The following is a 26369-nucleotide window of genomic DNA, read 5'->3' on the forward strand; positions in this document are numbered from 1 at the left end:
TCACCTCGCGAAGTACGCGCCGGGGGTGACCCCGACCGAGCGCCGGAAGGCGGCCACGAAAGCGCTCGCCGACGCGTAACCGACGCGGTGCGCGACGGTGTCCATCGGCTGTCCCGCGGCCAGCAGCGGCAGCGAAGCGCGCAACCGCACCTGCGTGCGCCAGGTCCCGAACGTCATCCGGCAGTCGCGGGTGAACGCGCGCGCCAGCGTCCGCTCACTGGCCCCGACGGCGCGGCCCAGCTCGGCGAGCCCACGGCGGTCCGCGGGATCGGCGAGCACCACGGCCTCGACGTCACGGGCACGCGGGTCGAGCGGCGAAGGCACCACGATCGGCGCCACCTCAAGGGGTTCCAGCAGGTCGAAGGCCACGGCCTCGGCGCGGCGGCGCGGCTCGTCGGCCAGCCCGTCGGCCGAAAGGTGATCCAGCAGCTCCCGCAGCAGCGGCCGGACGGCGACGATCCGCGGCTCCGGCCAGCTGACCGGGCACCGCTTCGGCTCGGCGTAGATGCCGCGCAGCACCGCGTTGCCGACCGCGCCGGTGCGGTGTCGCACCCCGGCCGGCATCCACAGCGCACGGGTCGTCGGCAGCACCCAGTGCGCGTCGCCCACCGCGACCGCGAGGACCCCGCGCGCCGACCAGACCAGCTGGTGCACGGGGTGCTCGTGCCAGGGGAACCAGGCGCCGGCGGGCAGCGCGAGGTCGCCCAGCAGCATCGCACTCACTTGGCTGTCTGACGACATGGCTTGACAGCCTATTGCCTTACGGTCACGCCTGCCGGCTCCTAGCGTGAGGGCCATGCCGATGAACCTGGTCCACCGCAAGCTGTGCAGCTCGGACAAGTGGGCCGCGATGATCGCCTCGGTGCTGCCGGCGTGGCTCGCGCGCTTCGACCTCGGCGACGACGTCCTCGAGATCGGCCCCGGCTTCGGCGCGACCACTCAGGTGCTGCTCGACGTCCTGCCGAAGCTGACCGTGCTGGAAATCGACCACGCGTCCACCGAGCTGCTGCGCGGCAAGTTCGGTGACCGGGCCGAGGTGGTGGAGGGCAGCGGCGCCGAGATGCCGTTCGACACCGGCCGCTTCTCGGCCGTCGTGTGCTTCACGATGCTGCACCACGTGCCGACAACCGCCCTGCAGAACGCGATCTTCGGCGAGGCCGCCCGGGTCCTGCGCCCCGGCGGCACCTACTGCGGCACGGACAGCCAGCTCAGCTTCCGTTTCCGGCTGCTGCACCTAGGCGACACCATGAACGTCGTCGATCCGGCCACCCTGCCGCAGCGCCTCCGCACGGCCGGTTTCGAGCAGGTGAACGTGCAGCACAAACCCAAGGAACGGCTCGAGTTCTCCGCCGCCAAACCGGCTCAACGATGCGGCTGACGCGGCACGATCTGCGTAACGGGCCCATCAGCAGACTTACCCGCCCGGCTCAACCAGCCCTCCACCTCACGCCGAACCGCCGCCAGCGTCGGACGGCGCCGCGGCTCCGGATCAAGTGACGCACCGAGAATGCGCGCGTGCGCAGAACGCCGCGGCAAATGCGTCACCGGGTCCGCGCGCGCGGCGGCCATCAGCGCCGCCATCGGGGTCTCGCGGGTCCCGCGCGGGGGCTGGCCCGACAGCGCGTAGCTGACTGTGGCGGCGAGCTGCCAGGCGTCCGACGCCGGGCTGGCCGGCGCGCCCATCGCTTGCTCCGGCGCGACGAAGTCGGGCGTGCCGATCATCATGCCGGTGGCCGTCATCTTGGAGTCGCCCTGGCTGCGGGCGATGCCGAAGTCGATCAGGTGGGCCAGGCCGGCCGGGTCGAGGATCACGTTGGACGGCTTGATGTCGCGGTGCAGCACACCCTTCTCGTGGGCGGCGACCAGCGCGCCGGCCATGGTGGCCCACAGCCGTCCGGCGGCGACGTCGTCGAGCGGGCCCTGGCCGTCGACCACCTCGGCGAGCGGGCGGCCCTCCAGGTACTCCATCACCAGGGCGAGCCCATCCGGCTCCTCGGCCAGGTCGTACACCTTCACGCAGTTCGGGTGGTTCACCACGGCGAGCGCGCGGGCCTCGCGCTGCATGCGCTCCTCGGTGTCGCGGTCCGGCGCGTGCGCGATCTTCAGCGCGACGGTGCGGTTCAGCTGGGTGTCGACGGCCTCCCAGACGGTGCCGAAGCCACCGTGGCCGAGCCGCCGGACGCGCCGGTAACGGCTGCCGCCGGCACCCCGCGAACCGGGCGGCGGCGGGATCGGGCCCGGCACCGCGGCCAGCCCCATCGGATCGGGCGCCGACGCGAGCGCGGTGGCCGGGTACGGCCGGTTCACCGGCGGCGGGGGCTGCTGCTGGGGCGGCGGTTGCTGCGCGACGGGCGGCCGCTCGGGCTCGCGCCGCGGCTCCGGCCGGTTGATCACCGACCACGGCGGCGGGCCGACCAGCCCCACCGGGATCAGGCCGAGCACGCTGAACGGCAGGAACCCGAGCCAGAAGTGCACGGCCGTGTTCGCCGACATCCCGACGCTAGCCAGCGCCATCACGACGAACGGGATCCAGAAGAACCGCGAAGGCCACTTCGGCCCACGCCGGAACGCGGTGCGTGCCTGCAGCATCACGAACAGCAGCGAGCCGACGGGCAGCACGGTGAACGCGAGCACGTACAGGCCGTAGGAAAGCTTGAGGCCCTTCGGGTAGAAGAGCGTCTCGAACACGTTGCTGCCCGCGCCGAGGTACTTCCCCTGCGAGCCGTCGATGAAGCAGAACGACTTGCCCATCGTGGAAACCTCGGCGTGCGAAAGGCCGCCGCTGCCGCCCGCGCTGATCGAGCGGAAGGTCTCGGAGATGCCGTTCGACAGCAGCCACGGCAGCAGCAGCACGGTCACGAAGCCGATCAGGCCGAAAACCGTCAGCGTGGTCGCGTCGTACCGGTTGCCGGTGCCCTTGCGGATGATGGCCACCACCAGCGCGCCGAGCGCGGGGAACAGCGCGACGAGCGCACCGGCTGTGGTCGTCGCCCAAACCCAGTCGCCCGGGCAGAAATCCGGGCCGAACAGGGTGTGCGCGAGCGAGAGCAGCGCGCTCGCGAATCCGTTCACCGCCTGGGTCCCCTCACTGTCGGTGTCGCCGTGGTACCGCTGCGCGGTGTGTTCCCCGCTGTCCAGCTTAGGACGCGCACGGGTTTCCCGAGGTTGCCGGGTCCGTTCGCCGCGACCGCCGATGAAACCTGCGTCACGCTGCCGAGGGGGCCATGATTGGAGCAGATCCGTCGACGAGGAGACACCGAGCATGGGCGCTTACTCCGAGACCTACCGGCGCAGCCTGGCCGACCCCGAGGGTTTCTGGCTCGACGCGGCGCGGGCGATCGACTGGGCGAAGCCGCCGACGCGGGCGCTGGACGCCTCCGCCGAGCCCTTCTACCGGTGGTTTCCCGACGGGGAGCTGAACACCGCGTACAACGCGCTCGACCGGCACGCGGACGGCGGCCGGGGTGCGCAGCCCGCGCTGATCTGGGATTCGCCGGTCACCGGGCAGAAGCGCCGCTACACCTACAGCGAGCTGCGCGACGAGGTGGCGGTGTTCGCGGGCGCGCTCACCTCACTCGGCGTGACACGCGGTGACCGCGTGATCCTCTACCTGCCGATGATCCCGGAGGCGGTGATCGCGATGCTCGCCTGCGCGCGCATCGGCGCCGTGCACTCCGTCGTCTTCGGGGGCTTCGCGCCGAAGGAGCTGGCCGCGCGCATCGAGGACGCGAAGCCGAAGCTGGTGATCGCCGCTTCGTGCGGCATCGAGCCGACGCGCGTCGTCGAGTACAAGCCCATCATCGACGCCGCGCTCGCGACCACCGAGCACCAGCCCGAGCACGTCGTGGTGCTGCAGCGCGAACAGGCGGGCGCCGAGCTGTCCGGCACCGATCTGGACTGGGACGACCTGGTCGAGAGCGCCCTTCCCGTGGACCCGGTGCCGGTGAAGGCGACGGACCCGCTGTACATCCTCTACACGTCCGGCACCACGGGGAAGCCGAAGGGCGTGGTGCGTGACGCGGGCGGCCACGCGGTGGCGCTGGCCTGGTCGATGGGCGCGATCTACGACGTCCACGCCGGCGACGTGTGGTGGACCGCGTCCGACGTCGGCTGGGTCGTCGGGCACTCGTACATCGTGTACGCGCCGCTGCTGGTCGGCGCCACAACTGTGCTGTACGAAGGAAAACCGGTCGGCACGCCGGACGCGGGCGCGTTCTGGCGGGTGATCTCCGAGCACGGCGTGCAGGCGCTGTTCACCGCGCCCACGGCGTTGCGCGCGGTGAAGAAGATCGACCCGGACGCGGCGGAGCTGAAGAAGTACGACCTGACCGGGTTCCGCGCGCTCTTCCTCGCGGGCGAGCGGCTGGACCCGGAGACCTACCACTGGGCCGGGGACAAACTCGGCACGCCGGTGATCGATCACTGGTGGCAGACCGAAACCGGCTGGCCGATCGCCGCGAACCCGCGCGGCCTGGAGCCGATGCCGGTGAAGCCCGGCTCGGCCACGAAGCCCGTGCCCGGCTGGGATGTGCACGTCCTCGACCAGAACGGCGCGGAGCTGCCCGCCGGGCAGGAGGGCGCCATCACGCTGAAACTGCCGCTGCCGCCCGGTTCCCTGACCACCTTGTGGGGCGCCGACGAGCGTTACCGCGAGGCCTACCTGTCCCGTTACCCCGGCCACTACCTGACCGGCGACTCCGGTTACCTGGACGAGGACGGTTACCTCTTTGTCATGGGCCGCACCGACGACGTGATCAACGTGGCCGGCCACCGCCTGTCGACCGGCTCGATGGAGGCCGTGCTGGCTTCGCACCCGGCCGTCGCGGAGTGCGCGGTGATCGGTGTCGCCGATCAGCTGAAGGGGCAGGTGCCGCGGGGTTTCGTGGTGCTGAAGGCGGGCGCGGACGTCGCGGAGGAGCAGCTTCGGGAGGAGCTGGTCGCCTTGGTACGCCGGGATATCGGCCCGGTGGCGGCGTTCCGCGAGGTGTCGGTGGTGGAGGCGTTGCCGAAGACGCGCTCGGGGAAGATCCTGCGGAAAACCATGCGCGGGATCGCGGACGGCCGGGACGAGCCGGTGCCTTCGACCATCGAGGACGTCGCGGTGCTGGACGCGCTGCGGGCGGTGCTGCGCGGCTGACCCCGGTCAGCACAGCTCGGTGGCCGCCCGCACCTCGCCGAGGGCTTTCCGGGCGACCGCAGCGAAATCGTCGCCGCCGGTCGCGCTGCTCCAGCGGTCGTAAGCGATCTCGAACGCGAGTGCGCCCAGTTCCGCCGCCGCGCGCGCGGTCAGCTCCGGCACGCCGCGGCGCTTGAGCGAATCGCTCATCGCCGCGGTGAGGCCGAGCCCCTTCAACGCCTCGCGCTCCCGCAGCTCCGGGTTGGCGGCGATGACCGCCCGCCGCCGGGCGCTGAGCTCGCGGCGATCGGAGGTGAAGATCTCGCGCCCGATCGCGTCCATGGCCTGGGCCAGCACTTCGAGCGGCGTGGCTTCGGCCGGCGCGCCGACGATCTCGTCGGTGAGCCGCCCGGCCATCGTGGTCCCGCCGAAGAGCACCTCCCGCTTGTCCGGGAAGTGGCGGAAGAACGTGCTTTTCGTCAGCCCGGCCCGCTCGGCGATCTGGATCACCGTCGTCGCTTCGTAGCCCCGCTCCGCGAACAGGTCGAGGGCGGCGACGGCGAGTCGCCCCGGTGCGTCGGGTTCCCAGCGGGCCATGCGACCCAGCGTACGGGACTTGGTCCCGTGATGAGGTGTACGGTGACAGGACCAAGTCTCATCACTGTCCGTGGAGGTCCGACATGAGCCGCGCTGTCATCTACGAGAAGTTCGGTGGCCCCGAAGTGCTGGAGCTGCGAGACGTTCCCGAGCCGCACGCCGGCACGGGCGAGATCCGGGTCCGGGTGACGGCGGCCGGGCTGAACCCGATGGACTGGGCCCTGGCCGCCCGGCCCGAGGCGGCGGCGCGGTTCGGCGTGACCCTGCCGTCCGGTTTCGGTTACGACCTGGCCGGCGTGGTGGACGAGGTCGGCGAAGGCGCCACCGGATTCGCGCTGGGCGACCGGGTCTTCGGCGGCGCGCTGAGCCGCGCCGTCGCTGATTTCGTCGTGCTCGAGACACCCGCCGAGACGCTCTGGCCGACGCCGGACGGCATCAGCGACGAGGTGGCGGCCACGCTTCCCGTCGCCGGTCTGACCGCTTCGGCCGCGCTGTCGGTGATCGGCCTGAAGTCCGGCGACACCGTCCTGATCGGCGGCGCCGCGGGCGGGGTGGGCGTGTTCGCCGTGCAGCTCGCGAAGCTCGCCGGCGCGCGGGTGATCGGCACCGCGTCGGCGAGCACGTTCGAATTCCTGCGCGAACTCGGCGCCGAGCCGGTGGCCTACGGCGCCGGGCTGGCGGACCGCGTCCGGGCGCTGGCGTCGGACGGGGTGACCGCGGCGACCGACCTGTTCGGCACCGAAACGGCCGAGGCCGCACTCGAACTCGGCGTGCCGGCCGAGCGGATCTCCACCATCGCCGCCGGCCCCAACCCGCCCGGTGGCGTCCGCGCGACCGGCGGCGTCGACGCGAGCCCGGGCTCGGCGAAGCAGCTCACCGACGCCATCCTCGCCGGCCGCATCACCGTGCCGATCGCCGCGACCTTCCCGCTCGAGAAGTTCCGCGACGCCGTGGAGCTGCAGGCCGATCGGCACGTCCACGGCAAGATCGTCATCACGGTGTGAGCTACCGCGGTGATGTGCTCCTCCACCCCGGTGCTCGAAGCGGTTGAGGTCACCAGCCGTTCGGCCGTTGCCCCGGCGATCGAGGTGGTCTATACCTCTTGATGTCTGTCTTCTCCCCGACGGAGGTAGCCGTGAGGAAGACCCTGTCCAGGGCCGTGCTCGGTGTGACCGTTCTCGGCCTCGCGGCGCTCGGGCTGCCCGGGTCCGCCGCCGCAGTGCCCGCGCCCCGGGAGGTCGAGCGCAGCGTCACCGACATCGTGCCGGTGCCCGTGGAGGCGAAGGCCGACCCGAAGGCGAACTTCACGCTGACGCCGCTCACCGTCATCCGCGCCGGCCAGGGCGCGGGTGACGTCGCGGCCTACCTGCGGGGGCTGCTGCGGACCTCGACCGGGTACGCGCTGCCCGTGGTCCAGCGCTCGGCCGGGCTGCCCGCCATCTCGCTGGAGGTGGGCCACGCCGACCCGCGCGTGGGCACCGAGGGCTACCAGCTGGACGTCGCGAAGTCCGGGGTCACGCTCAAGGCCGACACCGCCGCCGGGCTGTTCGAAGGCGTGCAGTCGCTGCGGCAGCTGCTGCCGGCCACGATCGACGCGAAGTCCGTGCAGTTCCGCGCGAGCTGGACGGTGGCGGGCGGCAGCGTCCTGGACTACCCGCGCTTCGGCTACCGGGGCGCGATGCTCGACGTCGCGCGGCACTTCTTCACGCCGTCGCAGGTGAAGCTGTACATCGACCAGATCGCGCAGTACAAGATCAACACCCTGCACCTGCACCTGGCCGACGACCAGGGCTGGCGCATCGAGATCAAGAGCTGGCCGCGGCTGGCGACCGAGGGCGGCAAGGGCGCCGTCGATGGCGACCCGGGCGGCTACTACACGCAGGCGGAGTACAAGGACATCGTCGCGTACGCCGCTTCGCGCCACATCACGATCGTCCCGGAGATCGACATGCCCGGGCACACCAACGCGGCGCAGGCCACGTACGCGGAGCTGAACTGCGACGGGGTCGCGGTGCCGCCGCGCACCGACACCGAGGTGGGCTACAGCTCGCTGTGCATCAGCTCGCCGACGACGTACAAGTTCGTCGAGGACGTGATCCGCGAGCTGGCCGCCATCACGCCGGGCAAGTACCTCGGCATCGGCGGCGACGAAGCGCACTCCACCACCGACGCCGACTACAAGACCTTCTACCAGAAGGTGAGCCCGCTGGTCGCCAAGTACGGCAAGCTGATCACCGGCTGGCACGAGATCTCGAAGACCCAGCCGCCGGCCTCGGCCATCCCGCAGTACTGGGACCAGGGCGGCGCGAACGCCGACGTCGCGGCCGCCGCCGCGCGCGGCAACAAGATCCTGATGTCGCCGTCGAACCACGCGTACCTCGACATGAAGTACAACGCGCAGACGCCGCTCGGCCAGGACTGGGCCGGCCTCGTCGAGGTCAAGGACGCCTACGACTGGGACCCGGCGACCCTCGTGGACGGCGTCGGCGAAAGCTCCGTCGCCGGCGTCGAGGCTCCACTGTGGACGGAGACCCTCCGCACCAGCGACAACCTCGAGTACATGGCCTTCCCGCGACTGGCGGGCATCGCGGAGATCGGCTGGTCGCCGCAGGCCTCCCACAACTGGGACGCCTACCGCGAGCGGCTGGCGAAGCAGGCCCCGCGCTGGCAGGCGCAGGGCATCGACTTCTACCGCTCCCCGCAGGTCGACTGGAGGTGACCGAACCGGCGCCGGCGCTGCCCTGACTCACCTGATTTATGTCGTACCGCTTGACAATAAGCAGGCGGTGCATGGAACATCTGCGCACATGACCCGACTGTCCCGGCGCCGCCTGCTTCAACTGTCCACAATGGCCGGCGCGACCGCGCTGGGCGGGGCGGCCTGCGGCTCGGCGGACCCGAGACTGGCCGCGGCCACTTCGCCGGAGGCCGCGGCGCGGGTCACCGCACCGCCGCCGGACGGCGTCCTCGGCGCGAACTTCAACGGCGACCCGCGCGTCATGACCTTCGGCGAGCTCACGACCGCGGGTGCGACCTGGCTGCGCGGGTTCCTGCCCATGCCGCGGGTCGACGACGGCGATCCGGCCGCCGACCCGACGGTCAGCACCCTCCTGCGGGCGAGCGGGCAGGGCTACGGAACGGTGCTGTCGCTGAAGTTCCCGTACGCCCCGAAGCCGTTGCCGCGGCCGGGCAGCGCGGCGATGAACGCCGAGCTCGCCCGGCTGGACAAGGTGCTGCCGCTGGTGCTGGACAAGATCGACATCCTGGTGCTCGGCAACGAGCCGTTCATCGAGTCCACCCGCGACGACTGGGCCAACGGCGCGCTCAACGCCTTCTACGAGGCAGTCGCCGACCATGTCGTCAAGTACCGCGCGGCCCATTCCCCCGGCCAGGGCAAGACCAGCCTCTACATGGGCGCGCTGAACCACCTGGACGAGCCCGCGTGGCGCGTCGCGGCCACCGAACGCTGGCTGACCCACGTGCGCACCACCCCGGAGCTCGCCGGCACGGACATCCACCCGCACCTCGCGGACCCGGGCGGCGGCGCCGCCTACCTCGACTACGTCCTGCCGAAACTGGGGCCGGACAAGAAGTTCCTCGCCACCGAGTTCTCGCTGGTCCTGTTCTGGAAGAAGCATCTCACCGGCCGGGTGTCCGCCGAGTACGCGAGCAAGTACCACGTCGCGCCCGGCACCCAGGTGTGGCAGGTCATCAAGGACGCGCTCGCGAAGCCGTTCCCGCAGGACCAGTGGGACGACTTCCTCCGCACCAGCCCGTGGTTCGAGAACAACAAGAACTTCCTCACCGAGCAGACGCAGAAGTTCCGCGCGACCGGAAAGCTCGCGTTCGCCGGGTACGGGATCGGCCAGGACGCCGCGATGTCGGGCGGCTTCGGCCCGGACAAGACGCCATGGCTGCTGAACAGCCTGTTCGCCACGCACACCGTGCAGCCGCTCCCGAACGGAACCGCCGCGCCGAACTACGCCTGGCTGCCCGAATTCCAGGCCCTGCAGCACAAGTGAAAGGCCCATTGATGCTCGCGACGGCAAAACTCCGCCGGGTCGTGGTGCCGGCCGCGCTGGTCACGATGCTCGCCGGCACCGCGGCCTGCGGCGGCCCGGCAGCGACGAGCGCGGCCGGAGGTGATTCACCGGCCGCGGCACCGAGTACCACAGCCGGCACTGCCCCATCGGCCACCACGCCCGGCGGTGACGAGGCGAAGGGCTCGGCGACGCCCGAAGCCCTGATGACCGTTTTCGTCACGGATGTCCTTCAGCAGCACTACCGCAAGGCATGCTTGCTCAACACCGCTCCCCCGAACTCGAACCTGGACCCGGCCAAGGCTTGCGCGCAACCGGAAGCCACCAAACCCTGACCAGCCTGCGCACCGGGTGGGCCAAGCCCGGCATCGCGTTGCCCCCGAAGGGAAAGGTGACGGTGGACAAGATCACGCCGTCGGGCGACACGGCGACCGTGGCCGACACCGGGATCAGCCTGGACGGTCACACGTTGAACGCCCTGATGCTCATCGGCTCGCACAACGCCGGGGGCTTCGGCGTGAAATGGACGCTGCAGCGGAAGCAGGGACGGTGGTTCATCGGCGAGATGAACCTCGGCAACTGATCACGACGATCGTCGCAGTGCGGGCAGGTGGAGCGACTCGAGGCTCTGCCGGGTGGTCTCGGGCAGCAGCTTCGCGGCGAAAACCGCCGCGGCCAAGCCGAACAGGCCGAAGAACACGAAGATGCCGGTGGCGCCGTGCGCGATGAGGTCGGGGAAGAACAGCGTGAGCGCCACCGTGACGAGGATCTGGGCGCTGGTGGCCACCGAGACGCCGGCCGAGCGCGCCCGCAGCGGGAACAGCTCCGGCAGCATGATCCACACGACCGGCCCCCAGGTCAGCGAGTAGCCCGCCTTGAAGATCGAGAGCATGGCCAGGACGGCGCTCTGCCCGGCGAAGGTGCCGAGCAGGTGGAAGCCGAACACGGCGGCCACGCCGAGCATCGCGACGCCCAGCACGACCGCGCCGGCGATCAGCAGCGGACGTCGCCCGGTCCGGTCGACGACATACCCGCACAGGAGCGTCATCACGACCGAAAGCACGCCGAAACCGATAGTGTTGATCAAGGCCGCCGTGGTGCCGAAGCCGACCTGGGCGAGGATCGTCGGCGCGTAGTAGACGATCGAGTTGATGCCGAGAAGTTGCTGTGCCATCGAGAAGATCGTCGCGACGACCAGTATCCGGCGCAGTGCGCGCGAGCGCAGCAGCGAACGCCAGGTGAGGGACGCGTTGCCGGTGTCGCCCCCGACGTCGGCCCGGCGCGCGGCGTCGAGCTCGCCGAACGCTCGCTGCGCCTGGTCGGCAGGCAGCAACGCGTCGAGGACCCGGCGCGCCTCGTCGACCCGTCCCTTGAGCATCAGCCAGCGGGGCGTCTCGGACTGCCGGAGCAGGGCCAGTCCGATCAGCGCGGCCGGCACCGCCGCGAGGCCGAGCGACCAGCGCCACGAGAGGTCGCGGGCGAAGAAGTAGTTGACGACCGCGGAGATCAGGATGCCCGTCGCGATCATGAGCTGGTTGCCGGTGCTCTGCCGGCCCCGCGTGTCGGTGGGGGCGAGCTCCGCCAGGTACGTGGGCACAGTGCTCTGGGTACTGCCCACGGCGACGCCCGCGAGCGCCCGGCCGACGAGCAGCCAGCCGTAACCCGGCGCCACCGCCATCACCACGCTGGACACCACGTACACCAGGCAGGTGATCAGCAGGGTGGTCCGCCTGCCGATCGCCTGGGCCACCGATCCGGCCACCGCCGCGCCGACCACCGCCCCCACCAGCAAGGTCGTGACGACGAAACCGCTCTCCAGCGGCGAAAGCCGGAACTCCGGCTTGATGAACAGCAGCGCGCCGGAGATGACCCCCATGTCGTAGCCGACGAGCACGGCGGCCATCGCGGCCACCGCGGTCGCTCGCTTCATGACTGGCCTCCGGTGGTCACCGAGCCTGGGCGGGAACGTGCCGGAGAGTGTCAACCCGCCCGTCTATTAACGTCAAGTACTACAACAAAAATGGGAAGACTCTTTCCATGCATCATCTTGTTTCCGTCGGATGTTGGACATAATCTTCCGAGGACGGACGACAGCCGGGGGAAGGGGCGCGAGATCGCCGGGACAACGAGTGGTGACGCCCGGCGGGCGGGCTCGGACGCCTCCCGCGCCGCGATCATCGCGGCCCTGCGCCGGTACGGGCCGATGACCCGCCAGCGCCTGGTCGCCGAGACCGGGCTTTCCCGGGCGACGGTGTCCAGCTGCCTGGGGGTGCTGGCCGGCGAGGGCCGGATCCGGGAGTCCGCGCACGGGACGGACGGCGGCCGGGGACGGCCGTCGATGCTGGTCAGCATCAACGCTTCGCGGGCCGAGCTGGTGGGCATCGAGATCGGGCGCGCGCATCTGGCGGTCGCCGTCGCCGACGGCGCGGACAACGTGATCGCGGTGGCGGACCGCGATATCGGCGCGGGCACCGGGGTCCGCGCCCGCGTGGCGGCGGCCGTGGCGCTGCTGGCCGACCTCGCGGCCGAGCAGGACCTCGACCTGACCACCGTGCACGGCGTCGCGGCCGGGACCCCGGGCCCGAAGTTCACCGGCGAGGGCCGCCGCTCCCAGGACCTGGCGCTCGCCCGGTTCACCCGCGACCGCGCCGACGTCGCCGCCTGCCTGGCCGAGCGCTTCGGTGTCCCGGTGCGCGTGGAGAACAACACCCGCTACACGGCGCTCGGCGAGACCGCGGCCGCCGGCGACCGGAATGTGGTCTACCTGCGGGTGGACGAGGGTGTCGGCGGTGGTGTGGTGGTCGACGGCTCGCTGGTTTCGGGTAGCTGGGGCACGGCGGGCGAACTGGGCCACGTGTGCGTCGACCCGAAGGGGCCGCGGTGCGCCTGCGGCGGGCGCGGCTGCGTCGAGCTGGTGGCGAGCCTGCCCGCGCTGCTGGCCGCGACCGGCAGCGCGGATCTCACCGCGTTGACCGAACGGTTGCGCGCCGGCGATCCCGGCGCGACGGCCGCGCTCGACCAGGCCGCCGGTGCGGCCGGGCAGGCGCTGGCGGGGGTGCTCGCCGTGCTGGACGTGTCCTTGGTGGTCGTCGGCGGCCGGGTCGCCCAGCTGCCGGGTTTCCCCGACCGGCTGGAACACGTGCTGCGCGATGTGGCGCCCAGCTGGTGTGTGGCCGAGCTGACCGTCCGGCTGGCCCACGACGACCGGACGGCCGGCGCGCGCGGCGCGCTGGTGCACGCCCGCCTGGCCGCGGACCGGACCGGGATCCCGGCGCGGACCACGGGATGAACGACGCGCCCGGCAACATCGTCTTCCTGATGACCGACCAGCATTCGATCTCCACGCTGGGCTGTTACGGCAATCCGGCCGTCCGGACCCCGGCGCTGGACGGGCTGGCCGCGAGCGGGACCCGCTTCACGCACGCGTTCACCCCGACGGCGATCTGCACCCCGGCGCGGGCGAGCCTGCTGACCGGCGTGGCGCCGTTCCGGCACCGGCTGCTGGCCAACTACGAGCGCAACGTCGGCTACCTGGAGGATCTGGCCGACGACCAGTTCACCTTCGCCGAGGCGTTGCGTGACGCGGACTGGCGGCTCGGGCTGGTCGGCAAGTGGCACGGGGGCGTGCGCCGGACCGCGGCCGACTACGGCTTCGAGGGGCCGACGCTGCCCGGCTGGCACAACCCGGTCGATCACCCCGACTACCTGGCCTACCTGGACGAGCGCGGCCTGCCGCCGTACCGGATCAGCGACCCCGTCCGGGGCGTGGCGCCCAACGGCGGGCCGGGCAACCTGATGGCGGCGCGGCTGCACCAGCCCGTCGAAGCCACGTTCGAGCACTACCTGGCGGACCGCACCATCGAGATGCTCGAACGGTTCGCCGCCGATCCCGGTGGCCGGCGGTTCTTCCTGGCGACCCACTTCTTCGGCCCGCACCTGCCCTACATCCTGCCCGGCGAGTACCTCGATCTTTATGAACCGGACGGGATCGAGCTGCCGCCGTCCGTGCGCGAGACCTTCGACGGCAAGCCCCCGGTGCAACGCAACTACAGCGCGCACTGGGCGTTCGACACCTTGGACGAGGCCGTCAGCCGCAAGCTCGTCGCCGCCTACTGGGGTTACGTCACGCTCATCGATCACGAGATCGGGCGCATCCTCGACGCGGTCGACCGCCTCGGCCTCGCCGAGGACACCGCGGTGCTGATGACCGCCGACCACGGCGAGTTCACCGGCGCGCACCGCCTGCACGACAAGGGCCCCGCGATGTACGACGAGATCTACCGGATTCCCGCGCTGGCAAGGATTCCGGGCAGCCCCGCGGGTCAGGTCCGCGACGAGTTCGTGACGTTGACGGACCTGACCGCGACCATCCTCGACCTCGCGGGACTGCCCACCGAGCCCGCGGCCGACGGCCGGAGCCTGCGGCCGCTGGTCGACGGCGAGCACCCGGGCTGGCGCGGGTCCGTGCTCGCCGAGTTCCACGGGCACCACTTCCCGTACCCGCAACGAATGCTGCGGACGAGCACGCACAAGCTCGTGGTCAACCCCGAGTCGGTCAACGAGCTGTACGACCTGCGCGACGACCCGCACGAGCTGGTGAACCGGATCGACGACCCGCGCCTCGCCGACGTCGGCCGCGAGCTGATCACCGAGCTGTACCGGCAGCTGCGCGAGCGCGGGGACAACTTCTACCACTGGATGACGTCGATGTTCGCCGTCGGCGGCGCCGACTACGACGTGACGCTCAGCTCGTTCGAAACACCGTGACCCGCGGCGTCAACTCACGTTGGCGTGCCGCAACCGCCAGCGGTCGACGGCCGAGCGGATCCCGCCGCTGTAGGACGGCGAAAGCGCCGGGGTGGCCAGGACCCGCTCGGCGAACCGGATGCCCGCCTCGGCCTGCGGCGGTTCGAGCTGCGCGAAATTGGCGAACGCGATGACGTGGACCTCGCTGATCGTCGGGGCGTCCGCGTCGGTCTCCACGAGGGTGAGCGCGCCGCCGGTCGGCACCGTCCCCGGGCGCAGCACCCGCAGGTACCAGCCGCAGCGGCCGGAGTCGATCATGCCCGGCACCACGTCCTTGCGCCCGGTCCGCATGGCCAGCTTGAAACACGGCTGCCGCGGCTGCGAGACCTGCACCAGTGCTTCGCCCCACGCCCAGACGTCGCCGATCCGCACGGTCGTCTCGTCCGCGCCCGACACCGTGAGGTTCTCGCCGAAGTGGCCGACCCCGACGTCGAAACCGTCGGCTTCCCACGCGTCGTAGTGCGCGCTCGGGTAGACGTAAACCGCTTTGTCGACCCCGCCGTGCACCGTCAGGTCGGCCTGCTCGTCGCCGTCGAGGTTGAGCCGCGTGAGCGCGAGTTCCGGCGCGGTCACCGGTTCCTTCACGATCGCGCTGAGGACCGGCTGGTCGCGACGGTGGCCGAGCACGCTGGGGCGGCCGACGAAAACGCCGGCGAGTCGGAGGTCGGTCATACCCCGGAAGCTAACACGACTCGTGAGTGGCCACGCCGGTTCTCACCGGCACGACCACTCACGAGCCCTTGCGCTATCCGTTCAGCGCCGCCGACTCCTCGTCGCTGAACAACCGCGAGCGGATCAGGAAGCGCACGCCCTCGGGAGCCTCCAGGGAGAACCCGCTGCCGCGCCCGGTGACGACGTCGATCGTCAGGTGCGTGTGCTTCCAGTACTCGAACTGCGGACCGGACATCCACACCGGCACGGCGTCGATGCCGTCGACGGCGAGGTCGCCCAGGTGCACGTCCCGCTGGCCCACCTTGAACTCGCCGAGCGGGTAGCACATCGGGGCGCTGCCGTCGCAGCAGCCGCCGGACTGGTGGAACATCACCGGGCCGTGCAACGCCACCAGCTTGCGCAGCAGGTCGCCCGCCGACTCGGTGAGGTCCACCCGTCGCGTGGTCATCAGAAGAACCCGAGCGCCTGGTCCGAGTAGGAGACCAGCATGTTCTTCGTCTGCTGGTAGTGGTCCAGCATCATCTTGTGGTTCTCGCGGCCGATGCCCGAGGCCTTGTACCCGCCGAACGCGGCGTGCGCCGGGTACGCGTGGTAGTTGTTCACCCAGACGCGGCCGGCCTGGATGTCGCGGCCGGCGCGGTAGGCGGTGTTGCCGTCCCGCGACCAGACGCCGGCGCCGAGGCCGTACAGGGTGTCGTTGGCGATCTTCATCGCGTCGGCGTAGTCGTCGAACTTCGCCACCGAGACCACCGGGCCGAAGATCTCCTCCTGGAAGATCCGCATCTTGTTGTCGCCCTCGAACACCGTCGGCTGCACGTAGTAGCCGCCGCTGAACTCGCCGCCGACGTCCGCCTTCTCGCCACCGGTGAGGACCTTCGCGCCCTCCTGCTTGCCGATGTCGATGTAGGACATGATCTTTTCGTACTGGTCGTTGGACGCCTGGGCGCCGACCTGCGTGTCGGTGTCGAGCGGGTTGCCCTGCTTGATCTTCTTCACGCGCTCCACGGCGTCGCCGAGGAACGAGTCGTAGATGCCGGCCTGGATCAACGCGCGCGAAGGACACGTGCAGACTTCGCCCTGGTTGAGCGCGAAGAGCGTGAAGCCCTCCTGCGCCTTGTCGTAGAAGGCGTCGTTCTGGGCGGCGACGTCGTCGAAGAAGATGTTCGGGCTCTTGCCGCCCAGCTCCACCGTCACCGGGATGATGTTTTCGCTGGCGTACTGGAGGATCAGCCGCCCGGTGGTGGTCTCGCCGGTGAAGGCGACCTTGCGCACGCGGTCGCTCGACGCGAGCGGCTTGCCCGCTTCCACGCCGAAGCCGTTGACGATGTTCAGCACGCCGGGCGGGATCAGGTCGCCGATCAGCGACATCAGCAGGTGGATCGACGCCGGCGTCTGCTCGGCCGGCTTGAGCACGATCGCGTTGCCCGCGGCCAGTGCCGGGGCCAGCTTCCAGACCGCCATCAGGATCGGGAAGTTCCACGGGATGATCTGCCCGACCACGCCGAGCGGCTCGTGGAAGTGGTACGCGACGGTGTTCTCGTCGATCTGCGAGATGCCGCCCTCCTGCGCGCGCAGGGCGCCGGCGAAGTAGCGGAAGTGGTCGATGGCGAGCGGGATGTCGGCGGCCAGCGTCTCGCGTACCGGCTTGCCGTTCTCCCACGCCTCGGCGACCGCGATCTTCTCGAGGTTCTGCTCCATCCGGTCCGCGATCTTGAGCAGGATGCCCGAGCGCGCTTCCACGGACGTGCGGCCCCACGCCGGCGCGGCGCCCTCCGCCGCGTCGAGGGCCCGGTCGATGTCGGCGGCGGTCCCGCGCGCGATCTCGGTGAACGTCTTGCCGGTGATCGGGGTGGGGTTTTCGAAGTACTGCCCACTGGCCGGGGCGACGTATTCGCCGCCGATGTAGTGGTCGTAACGGGTTTCGTAGTCGACGACACTGCCGTCGGTGTTCGGTGCGGCGTAAACGGCCATCTTTCCTGCCTCGTTGCCGGGAGTGACGGACAGCCGCGAACGCTAGGCCGGGCTACGTTGCACGGACGTTGCGCCGCTGTGAGCTGGGTCTCTACCCTGGGAGACGTGGCGGAGCTGCCCGAGCCGGAATTGCTGCGCGATCCGGAGTCGTACGCGCGGCTGCTCAAAGACGTCCGCGAGGCCGTGCTGTCCGGCGTCCCGGCCCCGCGCTCGCCGCGTTCGGTGGTTTCCGACTCCTGGCAGCGCTCGCTGGCCGCGCACGTCGACCCGGACTCGGGTGAGGCCCCGCTGGTGTACGAGCCGGCCGAAATGCCCGACCTGCGCGACGAGCACCCGCTCGCGCCGCTGCTGCCGCTGCTGCGCCAGACGCTGGTGAGCATCGCCGAAGACGCCGAGCACATGATGATCGTGACCGACGCCGAGGGGCTGATCCTCTGGCGCGAAGGCGCGTCCGGCGTCCTGGTGCGCGCGGACCGCGTGGCGCTCACGGAGGGCACGCGCTGGAGCGAGGAGGCCATCGGCACCAACGCGATGGGCACCACGCTGGCGACCGGCGCGCCGGTGCAGATCTACTCGGCCGAGCACCTGGTCGCCCGCTATCACGCGTGGACCTGCGCGGCGGCGCCCGTGCGAGACCCGGAAACGGGGCTGCTGCTGGGATCGATCGACGTCAGCGGGCCGCTGCGCACCGTCCACCCGGCGATGCTCGCGCTGGTCACCGCCACGGCCCAGCTCGCGGAGGGCCAGCTGCGCGCCCACCTGGCGGTGCGGGACGAGAAGGTGCGGCGCACGAACATGCGTCACCTGGAGGCGCTGCGCGGCCGTCCCGGCGCCCTGCTTTCGGCGGGCGGACGGGTGCTGGCCGCGGAATCCTGCACCCTTCCGTCCACTGTGGAGGTACGCCGCGGCGGCGGCACGGTGACGCTGCCGGACGGCCGGATCGCCGTCGTCGACCCGCTGGACGACGGTTTCCTGCTGCGCCTGGCCACCTCCGGACCGGCGCACCGGCGCCGGCTGCGGCTGGAGTTCCTCACCGACGGCGCCGGATCGACCACTGTGGACGGTCGCGAGGTCCCGTTCACGCTGCGGCACGCGGAGATCCTCACCCTGCTCGCGCTGCACCCGCGCGGGCTTTCCGCGGAGCGCCTGGCCTTGCAGCTCTACGGCGAGAACGGCAACCCGGTCACCGTCCGCGCGGAGATCCACCGCCTGCGCACGCAACTCGGCACGGGCGTGGTGCAGACCCGCCCGTACCGGCTGGCCGCCGACGTCGACGCGGACTTCCTGCGCATCCGCGCCGCGCTGCGCCGCGGCTCGGCGGCCGAAGCCGTCGAGGCCTTCCACGGCCCGCTGCTGTCGGAATCGGAGGCCCCGGCGATCCTGGAGGAACGCGAGGCCCTGACCGCCCAGGTCCGCCAGCTGGCCCTGAACAGCCCGGACCCCGCGGTGCTGTGGTCGTTCTGGGAAACCTCCTGCGGCGCGGACGACCGCGAGATCCTGGAGGCCCTCTGCACCCGGCTGCCCGCCGACGACCCTCGTCTGGCCGCGGCGAGGACGCACCGGACCCGGCTGCGGTAAGTCAGGCCTTCGCCGTCTCCCGGATGGCCTCGTCGACGGAGCGGGGCACCGGCGGCTCCACGAACAGCTCACGCAGGAACAGGCCGTCGAGATGCTCGATGGCGAGCCCGGGATGCTTGCCGGCCACCCGGTTGACGAAACCGCCGAGGCGGAACATCGCCGTGACGACGGCGCCCGGGATCGTGCGCACCGGGCGGGCCCGGCCCGCCGCGCCGGCCATCCGCGTGAGCATGTCCTTCCAGTGCAGGTTCTCCTCCACCACCGGGATGTCGGCGCCCGACGCGTCCTCCAGCGCCTCGACGGTCACGATGCCGACGCCGCGCGCGCTCGTCGCCGCGCTGCCGCCCGCGGGCGCGAACAGCGGTGCGGAGGACCGGATCCACTTCACCAGCGGCACCGACCACTCCGGCACCCGTCCGGGCGCGACCCCGAAGACAAACGGCACTTCGATGATCGCCACCGGCAGGTCCGGCCCCGCCGTCTCGCGCCCAACCCGAGCCTGCTCGTTGCGGCTGCGCACGTACGGATGCTTCGCGGCCAGCTCCCACTCAGGGTGCACGCGGTCGAAGTACGTGTAATACGACGCCAGCACCGCGGCCCGCGTACAGCCCGCCGCACGAGCCGCACGCAGCAACGCCACCACCGGCGCGACATTGCCCGCGTACAACCTCGGCGCGACCGGCCCCTTGCCGACCGCCCGGTCGTCCATGCCACCGGCGAACACCACACCGTCGTGACCCGCGACCAGCTCTCGCAGCTCTTCGTCGGAAGCCGCCGCGACGTCGAGGACACGGTCGACGCCTTCGCGGGGCGTACGCGCCACCGTCGTCGCCTCGTGCCCGCGCAACCGCAGCTGCTCCAGCACGTGGTGCCCCAGCAACCCGCTTCCACCCACCACCAGGATCTTCATGCCGAAGATCCTTCCGGACTCCCGGCCGGGCTGCGCCGCACCCTCACACACTCGGGAACTTCTGCCAGACCGACACGTGTTTGGTGCTTTCGGCAGTGAACGCCCAACCGCCCCGTCCCGTCCGGCGACACAGTGACGTGGTTCGAAGTGAACTCCTGCGTGACGACGTCGTACTGGTCGAACCCGACGTAGCCGGCGCCGGGCGACACGGACCTGCGCCGCCTGCCGCCGGGACAGGACACCGTCCCGTTCGCGCATTGCTGATCGTGTTGAACACCAGGTAGCCCATGGAGAACCGACCGGCCACCCGCGTCGTCGTCATATCGCCGATCGTGACCTCGACCGCGCCGCCGCCCGGCTTGCCCGCGAGCCGCGCCGCCATCGCCCGGCTCAGCTCGATGCCGCTCACCGGCGCACCGCGAGCGTCACCACCTCGGGCGAGTTCGCTCCACCGGGCGCGTCGTAGCCCGCGGCCACGCTCTCGGGAAACCACCCGTCCGCCGGGTCGTCCTCACTGATCACAGCCGGCGACGCTACGCCCGCGACCAGCCGCTCCTCACCCCATTTTTCGACACTCTCACCGGCCCCGAGCGCTGCCACGTCGGCCCAGGCCACGAAGCGATCGCGACGCCAACCTCGTCGCGGCGCCGGCGTCTTCAGCAAAGCAAGATCCCGCGTCGCCCGCCGCGGACCGGATCGACTCGGTGGCCCAGTCGGCCTGCTGAACCGGCTCGGCATCTTCATACCCCTGAGCGATCCACCCCACGTAGACACCGTCTACACAAGTTTGATAGACAGTGTCTACAAGGTGAACCAGGGGTTACGGAGATTCGACATGGGCTTCCAGAGATTCGTCGCCGTCGGCGACAGTTGTGCCGAGGGGCTCGACGATCCGTACCCCGACCACAGCCAGTACCGCGGCTGGGCCGACTTCGTCGCCGGGCGGCTCGCCCGCCACGAGCCCGGTTTCCGCTACGCCAACCTCGCCGTGCGCGGACGGCGCCTCGACCGGATCACCGCCGAGCAGCTGCCCACCGCCGAACGGCTGGAGCCCGACCTGATCGCGCTGTTCGGCGGCGGCAACGACGTGATGAGCCGCGGCTGGGACGCGCGCACCGTCGCCCGCCGCGTCGACGCCGCGATCCGCCACTGCACGCGAATCGCCCCCACCGTCGTCACCTTCACGCTTAGCGACATCTCGCACCGCATGCCGCTCGGCACCCGCATGCGCCCCCGCGTCACCGCGCTGAACGACGCCATCCGCGAAGCCTCCGTCAGCTACGGCGCCAAGCTCGTGGACCTCTGGCCCGACCAGGCCGCGCACGACGCCCGCTACTTCGGCCCGGACCGCCTGCACCTGTCCGAGACCGGTCATCTCCGCGTCGCCGGCCATGTCCTCAACCGCCTCGGCATCGGCCACGACGGCGACTGGCTCCGTCCGCTGCCCGGCGTGCCCGCGCGCTCGAGCGTCCGCGAAGACCTGCTCTGGCTGTGCAAGGAAGTGCTGCCGGTCGGCGTCACGCGGCTGCGCAACCGCCTCATCGGGCGCTCACCCGGCGACGGCTTCCTGCCCAAGCGCCCCGACCTGCTGCCCGTGGCGTTCAGCGAGGCGCAGCTGTGAGACAACGGCTGATCAGCACCGCCACCGCTCTGCTCACCGACGCCGGTGTGGAAGCGGTGACGCTGCGCGGCATCGCGAAGGCGGCGGGCGTCTCCCATGGCGCGCCACTGCGTCACTTCGCCGGACGCGCCGAGCTGTTGTCCGTCGTCGCGACGCGGGGCTTCACGCAGCTGCTCGAACGCGGCTCCCAGCTCCCCGACGGCACTCCGCGAGAGCGTCTCACCGCCGCCTGCCACGCGTACGTCGACTTCGCGCTGAGCAACCCGGCGATGTTCGAGCTGATGTTCCGCCGCGACCTGACCGACCCGGACGAGCCCGGCCTGGTCAGCGCGAGCAGCATCGTGTTCGACTTCTTCGCCACGCTCGTCCACGAAGACCGCGAAGTAGCGAAGGACGAGCGCCTCCGCGAAGGAACCGACTCACGGCTCGTCGCGGCTTCGCTCTGGGCGGCGTTGCACGGGCTGGCGCAGCTGTGGCTGTGGGGCGGGCTGGCCGGGGCGAGCTTCGCGCCTTCGCCGGAATCAGCTCTCGCGGTGACGCTCGACGCGTACTTGGGCTGACACTCGGCGAAGAGCGGCCGGGTTCCTCCCCAGGCCCTGGCACGCTCTCCGCCGAGCAACGGGAATGGGTGACCATTCGTGGAAAACGTTATCCGGGCCCGGCGCCCGCCGAATCCCACCCAAGCCTCAGCCGCGGGTAAACCTTGGCGGTATCCCGCGCGGCGGCCTCCTACCACGGCGGTAGCGGAGTGGTTTTCCGCGGCTCGGGCCGGGTAGCTTCGCGGGCGTGCTGGGGTTCGCGGAACGAGTTGTGCGTGGGGTACGAGCGCGGCCGGTGCTCCTGGACAGCACGCTGGCGGTCGCGGTCGGGGTCCTGCTGGTGGCGGGCGCGGCCGTCCACGGCGGTGAGCTGGGCGACCGGCCGGGCCTGCCCGGCCTCGTGCTGGCCGCCGCCGGCGCCGGCCCGCTGCTGGTGCGCCGCCGTTACCCGATCGGCTCACTGCTGGCCGTGATCGTCCTGGTGTGCGCCTTCTACCTGTGCGGCTTCCGCTCCACGCTCGGCGAGCCGGGCATCCTCATCGCCGCGTACACGGTGTGGGCGCGCTACCCGGTCCGCCAGGCCTGGCCGCCGACCGCGATCGCGGTGCTCGGTTACGAGGCCGCGATGATCGCCGGCGGCGCCTCCCACCCGCTCCCCGACACGGTGCTCGGCCTGCTGCAGGGGGCCGCGATCGTCCTCATCGGACACTCCGTGTACACCCGCGCGAACCGCTTGCGCGCCACGGCGGAACGCGCCGAGCGGGCCGAGCGCGAGATCGAGCTGGAAGCCCGCCACGCCGTGGTCGAGGAGCGCATCCGGATCGCGCGAGAGCTGCACGACGTGGTGTCGCACCACCTTTCGGTGATCTCCGTGCAGGCGAACCTGGCGCGGTACGTCTTCGAGTCGGCGCCGGACACCGCGCGCGGCGCGCTCGACACCATCACCGGCACCACCACCGAAGCCCTCGATGAGCTTCGCCGCCTGCTCAGCGTGCTGCGGCCGCCACGGCACGAGCCGGGCGAGTACCGCCCGCAGCCCGGGCTGGCCGACCTGCCCGCGCTGGTCGGGCGGCTGCGCGAAGCCGGCCTCAGCGCACATCTGTGCATCACGGGCACCCCGCGGTCCCTGCCGCCCGGCCAGCAGCTCTGCGCGTACCGGGTGGCGCAGGAAGCGCTCACGAACGTCATCAAGCACGCCGGGGACGCGTCGGCCGAGGTGACGCTGGACTACGGCGCCGAGGGCCTGCGCCTGCTGGTCGTCGACTCCGGCGGCGGCGCCCCGCCCCGCGCGAACCACGCCGGGCACGGGCTGGTCGGCATGCGCGAGCGCGCACGTATGTACGGTGGCGTGATCGAGATCGGCCCGCGCGAACCAGCGGGGTTCGGGATCGAGCTGACCCTGCCGTACCCCAACCCCGGCCGGAGCGCGGGAGAGCCGTAGTGACCAGTGTGCTCGTGGTGGACGACCAGGACCTGGTGCGCGCCGGTTTCGCCGCGCTGCTGGGCGCCGTCCCGGGCATCGACGTCGCCGGCGAGGCGAAGGACGGGCTGGAAGCGGTCGAGAAGGCGCTGCGGCTCAAGCCCGACGTGATCCTCATGGACATCCGGCTGCCCGGCCTCGACGGCGTCACGGCCACCGCGCGGATCCTCGCCGCGGCGGGCGCCGAGAAGCCGCGAGTGCTGATCCTGACCGTCTTCGACCTCGACGAGTACGTGTACACGGCGCTGCGCGCGGGAGCGTCGGGCTTCCTGCTCAAGGACAGCCCGCCGGAGACGCTGATCGCGGGCATCCACGCCGTCGCGCGCGGCGACATGCTCTTCGGCCCGACCGTCACCCGCCGGCTCGTCGAGGCGTTCACGCGCACGCCGCCGGACGAGCCGGGGCCGACGCTGGCCTGCCTGACCGAGCGTGAGGTCGAGGTCCTGCGTTTCGTCGGCACCGGCGCGACGAATCCCGATATCGCCGTCCAGCTGCGCGTCAGCGAGGCGACGGTGAAAACGCACCTCAACCGGCTGATGACCAAGCTCGGCATCTCCAGCCGCGCCCAGGCCGTGGTCGTGGCCTACGAAACCGGGCTCGTGCGGCCCCGCGCCCCTAGGCCCAGCCCGCCGGCAGCTCGTTGAGGCCGAATTCCTTGCGCAGCACGGCTTTCGCGGCGTGCAGGCCCGCCATGCCGTGGACGCCCGGTCCTGGCGGCGTCGCGCCGGAGCAGAGGTAAACGCCACTGAGCGGGGTGCGGTAGGTGTTCCAGCGTGGGACCGGGCGCGCGAGCACCTGGCGAAGCGTGACGGCGGCCGCGGAAATGTCACCGCCGACATAATTCGCGTTGTAGGCCTCGAGTTCACTCGCCGGGACCGCCCGCGACGCGAGGATCGTGTCGCCGAAGCCGGGCGCGAACCGCTCGATCCGCCGTCGGACGACGTCGGTGGCGTCGAGCGGATCTCCTTGCGGCACATGGGTGTACGCCCAGATCGGCTGTTTGCGGGGCAGGCCGCGCGAAGGGTCGGCGACCATCGGCTGGGCGACGAGCACAAACGGCTCAGCGGCGCGGCGCCCGGCCACCACGGTGTTCTCCGCCGCGTGCACCTCGGCGCGCGTGCCGCCGATGTGGATGGTGCCGGCCTTCGCGAGTTCCCTTTCCTGCCAAGGAATCGGCTCCGAAACGAGGAAGTCGACCTTCGCCGCGCCCGGGCCGTAACGCACCTTCTCCAGCGCGCGCCGGTAGCCCGCCGGCACGTACGCACCCGCGATGTCGAGCAGGCCGCGCGGGGCGACGTCGAGCAGCACCGCGCGCGCGTGGGCGAGCTGGCGGAGGTCGGTGACGCGGCTGCTGGTGTGGATGCGGCCGCCGTGCGCGCGCAGGTCCGCGGCGAGCGCGTCGGCGAGCACCTGCGTGCCACCGCGCGGGACGGGCCAGCCGGTGGCGTGCGCGAGGTGCCCGAGCAGCAGCGCGGTTCCGCCGCCGACCAGCGAGGGCAGCCGTCCGGTCGTGTGCGCAGCGACGCCCGCGAGCAGCGCGGACGCCTCCGGACCGCGGAACAGATCGGCCTGCAGCGCCAGGATCCGCGGCGGCAGCAGGGCCGCCGGACCGGGCGACGGCAGGTGGCGGAGGTCGCCCAGGAGCAGCGTGGTGACCTCACGGCTGTGCTCGACGAGCGGGGCCATCAGCCGGCGCCAGCGCCCGCCGTCCCGGCCGAGGCGTTCGCAGGTGCGGTCGAGGTCCGCGTACGCGAGCCCCGTGCGGTGCTCGTCCACGGGATGGCCGTACGCGATTTCGGGCCGGCACATCTCGACGCCGTGCGCCGCGAGGTCGAAGCCGCGGAAGAACGGCGAAGCGACGGCCATCGGGTGCACCGCGGAGCAGACGTCGTGCACCACGTCGGCGTCGAACAGCCGCGCCGACCGCGCGCCCCCGCCCAGCTCCGCCGCCGCCTCGTGCAGTTCCACGGACAGCCCGGCCCTGGCCAGCAGCACGGCGGCGGCCAGGCCGTTCGGCCCGGACCCGACCACAACGGCATCGGTCACGACGTAGATCCTATGGCGGACAGCGCCGACACGCGGCCGCCCCGGACGCCGTCCGAACATCTGATCGAATATTGTCGTACCCCGCGCCTACCTTGTACCCCATGCCGGCCGCCCAGGCCCGGCCCAGCAGGAGAGGGGGATCATGCCCGACCACGACACGCAGCTGGAGCGCATCCGCAAGCTGCTCGCCAAGGCGGAGGACCCGGCCGTCACCGAGGCCGAAGCCGAGCTGTACAACACCAAGGCCGCCGAGCTGATCGCCCGGTACGGGATCGACAACGCGATGCTCGCCGCCGCGGGCCGCAGCGCCGACGACCTCACCGTGCTCAAGATCCCGATCGACAACCCGTACAGCCGCGACAAGGCGAGCCTGCTCACGAACGTCGCGTACCCGTTGCGCTGCCGCACTCTGCTGCACCGGGAAGGCCAGAGCGTCGTCGCCGTCACCGTGTTCGGGTTCCGCTCCGACCTCTCGCGGGTCGAGCTGCTGTTCACCAGCCTGCTGCTCCAGGCGAGCACCCAGCTGACCCGGGTCCGGCCGGACGGCCGGGTGTTCCGCGAGTCGCTCGCCGCGTACCGCCGCACCTGGCTGCACGGCTTCGCGCGCGCCGTCCACGAGCGCCTGATCCACGCCGAGGAAAACGCCGCCCGCGACCACCAGCCCGCCGGCCCCGGCCAACGCTCGGCGGAACTGGTGATCCGCGATCGCACCGCCGTAGTGCAAAACGCCTTCGACCAGGAGTACGGCAACCTGCGCTCCGCCTCCCCCCGCCGCCTGTCCGGCTCCGGCTACCGCGACGGCCACCAGGCCGGCACCCGAGCCAACCTCGACCCATCCGCCCTCGGCCGGAGGAGGCGGGCCTTGCCGGTGCGCTGAGCGGAACTCTTGGCATTCCGGGCTTTCCTGCGCTCCCACGGCGAACGGTCAGGGACCGGGCCGCGGTCGGGGTATCCTGCCGAGGTGTGCTTCCCCCGGCAGGAACTCGTGACGCC

At 71.5% G+C, this 26369-nt stretch carries 25 protein-coding genes; 15 read left to right on the plus strand and 10 right to left on the minus strand.

Annotated elements, in window-relative coordinates; translation table 11 throughout:
* Positions 1–741, minus strand: a complete 741-nt coding sequence (locus BMY97_RS04245) for an AraC family transcriptional regulator (protein WP_245787129.1) — start codon at positions 739–741, stop codon at positions 1–3.
* Between the two features lie 55 nt (positions 742–796).
* On the opposite strand from BMY97_RS04245, the gene BMY97_RS04250 reads away from it, so the two are divergent.
* A complete protein-coding gene (locus BMY97_RS04250; protein WP_091612567.1) occupies positions 797–1378 on the plus strand; it encodes a class I SAM-dependent methyltransferase in 582 nt (193 codons plus the stop codon).
* Here the strand turns inward: BMY97_RS04250 and BMY97_RS04255 are convergent.
* A complete protein-coding gene (locus BMY97_RS04255; protein WP_091612570.1) occupies positions 1363–3072 on the minus strand; it encodes a serine/threonine-protein kinase in 1710 nt (569 codons plus the stop codon). The two genes, BMY97_RS04250 and BMY97_RS04255, sit on opposite strands and share 16 nt — an antisense overlap.
* 190 nt (positions 3073–3262) lie before the next feature.
* On the opposite strand from BMY97_RS04255, the gene BMY97_RS04260 reads away from it, so the two are divergent.
* On the plus strand, positions 3263–5137 hold the full coding sequence (locus BMY97_RS04260; RefSeq protein ID WP_091612572.1) for a propionyl-CoA synthetase: 1875 nt from the start codon (positions 3263–3265) through the stop codon (positions 5135–5137).
* 6 nt (positions 5138–5143) lie between these two features.
* On the opposite strand, the gene BMY97_RS04265 is transcribed toward BMY97_RS04260, so the two are convergent.
* Positions 5144–5713 (minus strand): TetR/AcrR family transcriptional regulator, encoded by a 570-nt coding sequence (locus BMY97_RS04265; RefSeq protein ID WP_091612575.1) that lies wholly within the window; start codon positions 5711–5713, stop codon positions 5144–5146.
* A gap of 83 nt (positions 5714–5796) precedes the next feature.
* Here BMY97_RS04265 and BMY97_RS04270 point away from each other — a divergent pair, with 83 nt between their 5' ends.
* From BMY97_RS04270 to BMY97_RS04290, 5 genes are all read left to right on the plus strand, one after another.
* Positions 5797–6717, plus strand: coding sequence for an NADP-dependent oxidoreductase (locus tag BMY97_RS04270; protein ID WP_091612578.1), 921 nt, complete (start codon positions 5797–5799; stop codon positions 6715–6717).
* Between the two features lie 101 nt (positions 6718–6818).
* A complete protein-coding gene (locus BMY97_RS04275) occupies positions 6819–8432 on the plus strand; it encodes a beta-N-acetylhexosaminidase (RefSeq protein WP_091612580.1) in 1614 nt (537 codons plus the stop codon).
* A gap of 88 nt (positions 8433–8520) precedes the next feature.
* The gene (locus BMY97_RS04280; protein ID WP_218156673.1) at positions 8521–9735 is read left to right on the plus strand and encodes a hypothetical protein; all 1215 of its coding nucleotides are present in this window, start codon (positions 8521–8523) and stop codon (positions 9733–9735) included.
* 11 nt (positions 9736–9746) lie between these two features.
* A complete protein-coding gene (locus BMY97_RS04285) occupies positions 9747–10088 on the plus strand; it encodes a hypothetical protein (protein WP_091612583.1) in 342 nt (113 codons plus the stop codon).
* Positions 10058–10336: a hypothetical protein gene (locus BMY97_RS04290; RefSeq protein WP_143086118.1), complete on the plus strand. Its 279-nt coding sequence runs from the start codon at positions 10058–10060 to the stop codon at positions 10334–10336. The genes BMY97_RS04285 and BMY97_RS04290 overlap by 31 nt, the downstream gene beginning before the upstream one ends.
* Here BMY97_RS04290 and BMY97_RS04295 read toward each other — a convergent pair whose 3' ends face one another.
* Positions 10337–11683, minus strand: a complete 1347-nt coding sequence (locus BMY97_RS04295; protein ID WP_091612590.1) for a sugar porter family MFS transporter — start codon at positions 11681–11683, stop codon at positions 10337–10339. It lies immediately after the preceding gene.
* A gap of 273 nt (positions 11684–11956) precedes the next feature.
* Here BMY97_RS04295 and BMY97_RS04300 point away from each other — a divergent pair, with 273 nt between their 5' ends.
* Together BMY97_RS04300 and BMY97_RS04305 are read left to right on the plus strand one after the other, a co-directional pair.
* Complete coding sequence (locus BMY97_RS04300; protein ID WP_177231168.1) at positions 11957–13042, plus strand: ROK family protein; 1086 nt, start codon at positions 11957–11959, stop codon at positions 13040–13042.
* Positions 13039–14520 carry a sulfatase family protein gene (locus tag BMY97_RS04305; RefSeq protein ID WP_218156674.1) on the plus strand — a complete coding sequence of 494 codons (1482 nt, stop codon included), beginning with the start codon at positions 13039–13041 and terminating at the stop codon, positions 14518–14520. Before BMY97_RS04300 ends, BMY97_RS04305 begins: the two co-directional genes overlap by 4 nt.
* Before the next feature lie 9 nt (positions 14521–14529).
* Here the strand turns inward: BMY97_RS04305 and BMY97_RS04310 are convergent, their stop codons facing one another.
* From BMY97_RS04310 to exaC, 3 genes are all read right to left on the minus strand, one after another.
* A complete protein-coding gene (locus BMY97_RS04310; protein WP_091612596.1) occupies positions 14530–15231 on the minus strand; it encodes an MOSC domain-containing protein in 702 nt (233 codons plus the stop codon).
* Between the two features lie 73 nt (positions 15232–15304).
* On the minus strand, positions 15305–15679 hold the full coding sequence (locus BMY97_RS04315; RefSeq protein WP_091612599.1) for a DUF779 domain-containing protein: 375 nt from the start codon (positions 15677–15679) through the stop codon (positions 15305–15307).
* Positions 15679–17202, minus strand: a complete 1524-nt coding sequence (gene exaC / locus BMY97_RS04320; RefSeq protein ID WP_091612603.1) for an acetaldehyde dehydrogenase ExaC — start codon at positions 17200–17202, stop codon at positions 15679–15681. The genes BMY97_RS04315 and exaC overlap by 1 nt, the downstream gene beginning before the upstream one ends.
* 105 nt (positions 17203–17307) lie before the next feature.
* Here exaC and BMY97_RS04325 point away from each other — a divergent pair, with 105 nt between their 5' ends.
* Positions 17308–18780, plus strand: coding sequence for a helix-turn-helix domain-containing protein (locus BMY97_RS04325; RefSeq protein WP_091612606.1), 1473 nt, complete (start codon positions 17308–17310; stop codon positions 18778–18780).
* 1 nt (position 18781) lies between these two features.
* Here BMY97_RS04325 and BMY97_RS04330 read toward each other — a convergent pair whose 3' ends face one another.
* Complete coding sequence (locus BMY97_RS04330; RefSeq protein WP_091612609.1) at positions 18782–19690, minus strand: NAD(P)H-binding protein; 909 nt, start codon at positions 19688–19690, stop codon at positions 18782–18784.
* Between the two features lie 43 nt (positions 19691–19733).
* Entirely contained in the window at positions 19734–20099 is a 366-nt protein-coding gene (locus BMY97_RS04335) for a hypothetical protein (RefSeq protein ID WP_245787130.1), read from the minus strand.
* 426 nt (positions 20100–20525) lie between these two features.
* On the opposite strand from BMY97_RS04335, the gene BMY97_RS04340 reads away from it, so the two are divergent.
* The 4 genes from BMY97_RS04340 to BMY97_RS04355 all read left to right on the plus strand — a co-directional run bounded on the left by BMY97_RS04340 (position 20526) and on the right by BMY97_RS04355 (position 23974).
* Positions 20526–21311 (plus strand): SGNH/GDSL hydrolase family protein, encoded by a 786-nt coding sequence (locus BMY97_RS04340; RefSeq protein WP_091612612.1) that lies wholly within the window; start codon positions 20526–20528, stop codon positions 21309–21311.
* Complete coding sequence (locus BMY97_RS04345) at positions 21308–21871, plus strand: TetR/AcrR family transcriptional regulator (protein ID WP_091612615.1); 564 nt, start codon at positions 21308–21310, stop codon at positions 21869–21871. The genes BMY97_RS04340 and BMY97_RS04345 overlap by 4 nt, the downstream gene beginning before the upstream one ends.
* Before the next feature lie 250 nt (positions 21872–22121).
* A complete protein-coding gene (locus BMY97_RS04350; protein WP_091612617.1) occupies positions 22122–23291 on the plus strand; it encodes a sensor histidine kinase in 1170 nt (389 codons plus the stop codon).
* A complete protein-coding gene (locus BMY97_RS04355; protein WP_091612620.1) occupies positions 23291–23974 on the plus strand; it encodes a response regulator in 684 nt (227 codons plus the stop codon). Before BMY97_RS04350 ends, BMY97_RS04355 begins: the two co-directional genes overlap by 1 nt.
* Here BMY97_RS04355 and BMY97_RS04360 read toward each other — a convergent pair.
* Positions 23946–25376, minus strand: a complete 1431-nt coding sequence (locus BMY97_RS04360; protein WP_245787131.1) for a phytoene desaturase family protein — start codon at positions 25374–25376, stop codon at positions 23946–23948. The two genes, BMY97_RS04355 and BMY97_RS04360, sit on opposite strands and share 29 nt — an antisense overlap.
* A gap of 142 nt (positions 25377–25518) precedes the next feature.
* Between BMY97_RS04360 and BMY97_RS04365 the strand changes: the two genes are divergently transcribed.
* Entirely contained in the window at positions 25519–26253 is a 735-nt protein-coding gene (locus tag BMY97_RS04365) for a DUF2786 domain-containing protein (protein ID WP_091612626.1), read from the plus strand.
* Positions 26254–26369 lie beyond the last annotated feature (116 nt).

This window comes from Amycolatopsis saalfeldensis, from assembly GCF_900110575.1.
Classification (GTDB): domain Bacteria; phylum Actinomycetota; class Actinomycetes; order Mycobacteriales; family Pseudonocardiaceae; genus Amycolatopsis; species Amycolatopsis saalfeldensis.

Bases quoted from the DNA above. Each gene is read 5' to 3' on its own strand.
- BMY97_RS04245 (WP_245787129.1), bottom strand. From the start codon at position 741: ATGTCGTCAGACAGCCAAGTGAGTGCGATGCTGCTGGGCGACCTCGCG.
- BMY97_RS04250 (WP_091612567.1), top strand. From the start codon at position 797: ATGCCGATGAACCTGGTCCACCGCAAGCTGTGCAGCTCGGACAAGTGG.
- BMY97_RS04260 (WP_091612572.1), top strand. From the start codon at position 3,263: ATGGGCGCTTACTCCGAGACCTACCGGCGCAGCCTGGCCGACCCCGAG.
- BMY97_RS04265 (WP_091612575.1), bottom strand. From the start codon at position 5,713: ATGGCCCGCTGGGAACCCGACGCACCGGGGCGACTCGCCGTCGCCGCC.
- BMY97_RS04270 (WP_091612578.1), top strand. From the start codon at position 5,797: ATGAGCCGCGCTGTCATCTACGAGAAGTTCGGTGGCCCCGAAGTGCTG.
- BMY97_RS04275 (WP_091612580.1), top strand. From the start codon at position 6,819: ATGTCTGTCTTCTCCCCGACGGAGGTAGCCGTGAGGAAGACCCTGTCC.
- BMY97_RS04280 (WP_218156673.1), top strand. From the start codon at position 8,521: ATGACCCGACTGTCCCGGCGCCGCCTGCTTCAACTGTCCACAATGGCC.
- BMY97_RS04285 (WP_091612583.1), top strand. From the start codon at position 9,747: ATGCTCGCGACGGCAAAACTCCGCCGGGTCGTGGTGCCGGCCGCGCTG.
- BMY97_RS04295 (WP_091612590.1), bottom strand. From the start codon at position 11,683: ATGAAGCGAGCGACCGCGGTGGCCGCGATGGCCGCCGTGCTCGTCGGC.
- BMY97_RS04300 (WP_177231168.1), top strand. From the start codon at position 11,957: ATGACCCGCCAGCGCCTGGTCGCCGAGACCGGGCTTTCCCGGGCGACG.
- BMY97_RS04305 (WP_218156674.1), top strand. From the start codon at position 13,039: ATGAACGACGCGCCCGGCAACATCGTCTTCCTGATGACCGACCAGCAT.
- BMY97_RS04310 (WP_091612596.1), bottom strand. From the start codon at position 15,231: ATGACCGACCTCCGACTCGCCGGCGTTTTCGTCGGCCGCCCCAGCGTG.
- BMY97_RS04315 (WP_091612599.1), bottom strand. From the start codon at position 15,679: ATGACCACGCGACGGGTGGACCTCACCGAGTCGGCGGGCGACCTGCTG.
- exaC (WP_091612603.1), bottom strand. From the start codon at position 17,202: ATGGCCGTTTACGCCGCACCGAACACCGACGGCAGTGTCGTCGACTAC.
- BMY97_RS04330 (WP_091612609.1), bottom strand. From the start codon at position 19,690: ATGAAGATCCTGGTGGTGGGTGGAAGCGGGTTGCTGGGGCACCACGTG.
- BMY97_RS04340 (WP_091612612.1), top strand. From the start codon at position 20,526: ATGGGCTTCCAGAGATTCGTCGCCGTCGGCGACAGTTGTGCCGAGGGG.
- BMY97_RS04365 (WP_091612626.1), top strand. From the start codon at position 25,519: ATGCCCGACCACGACACGCAGCTGGAGCGCATCCGCAAGCTGCTCGCC.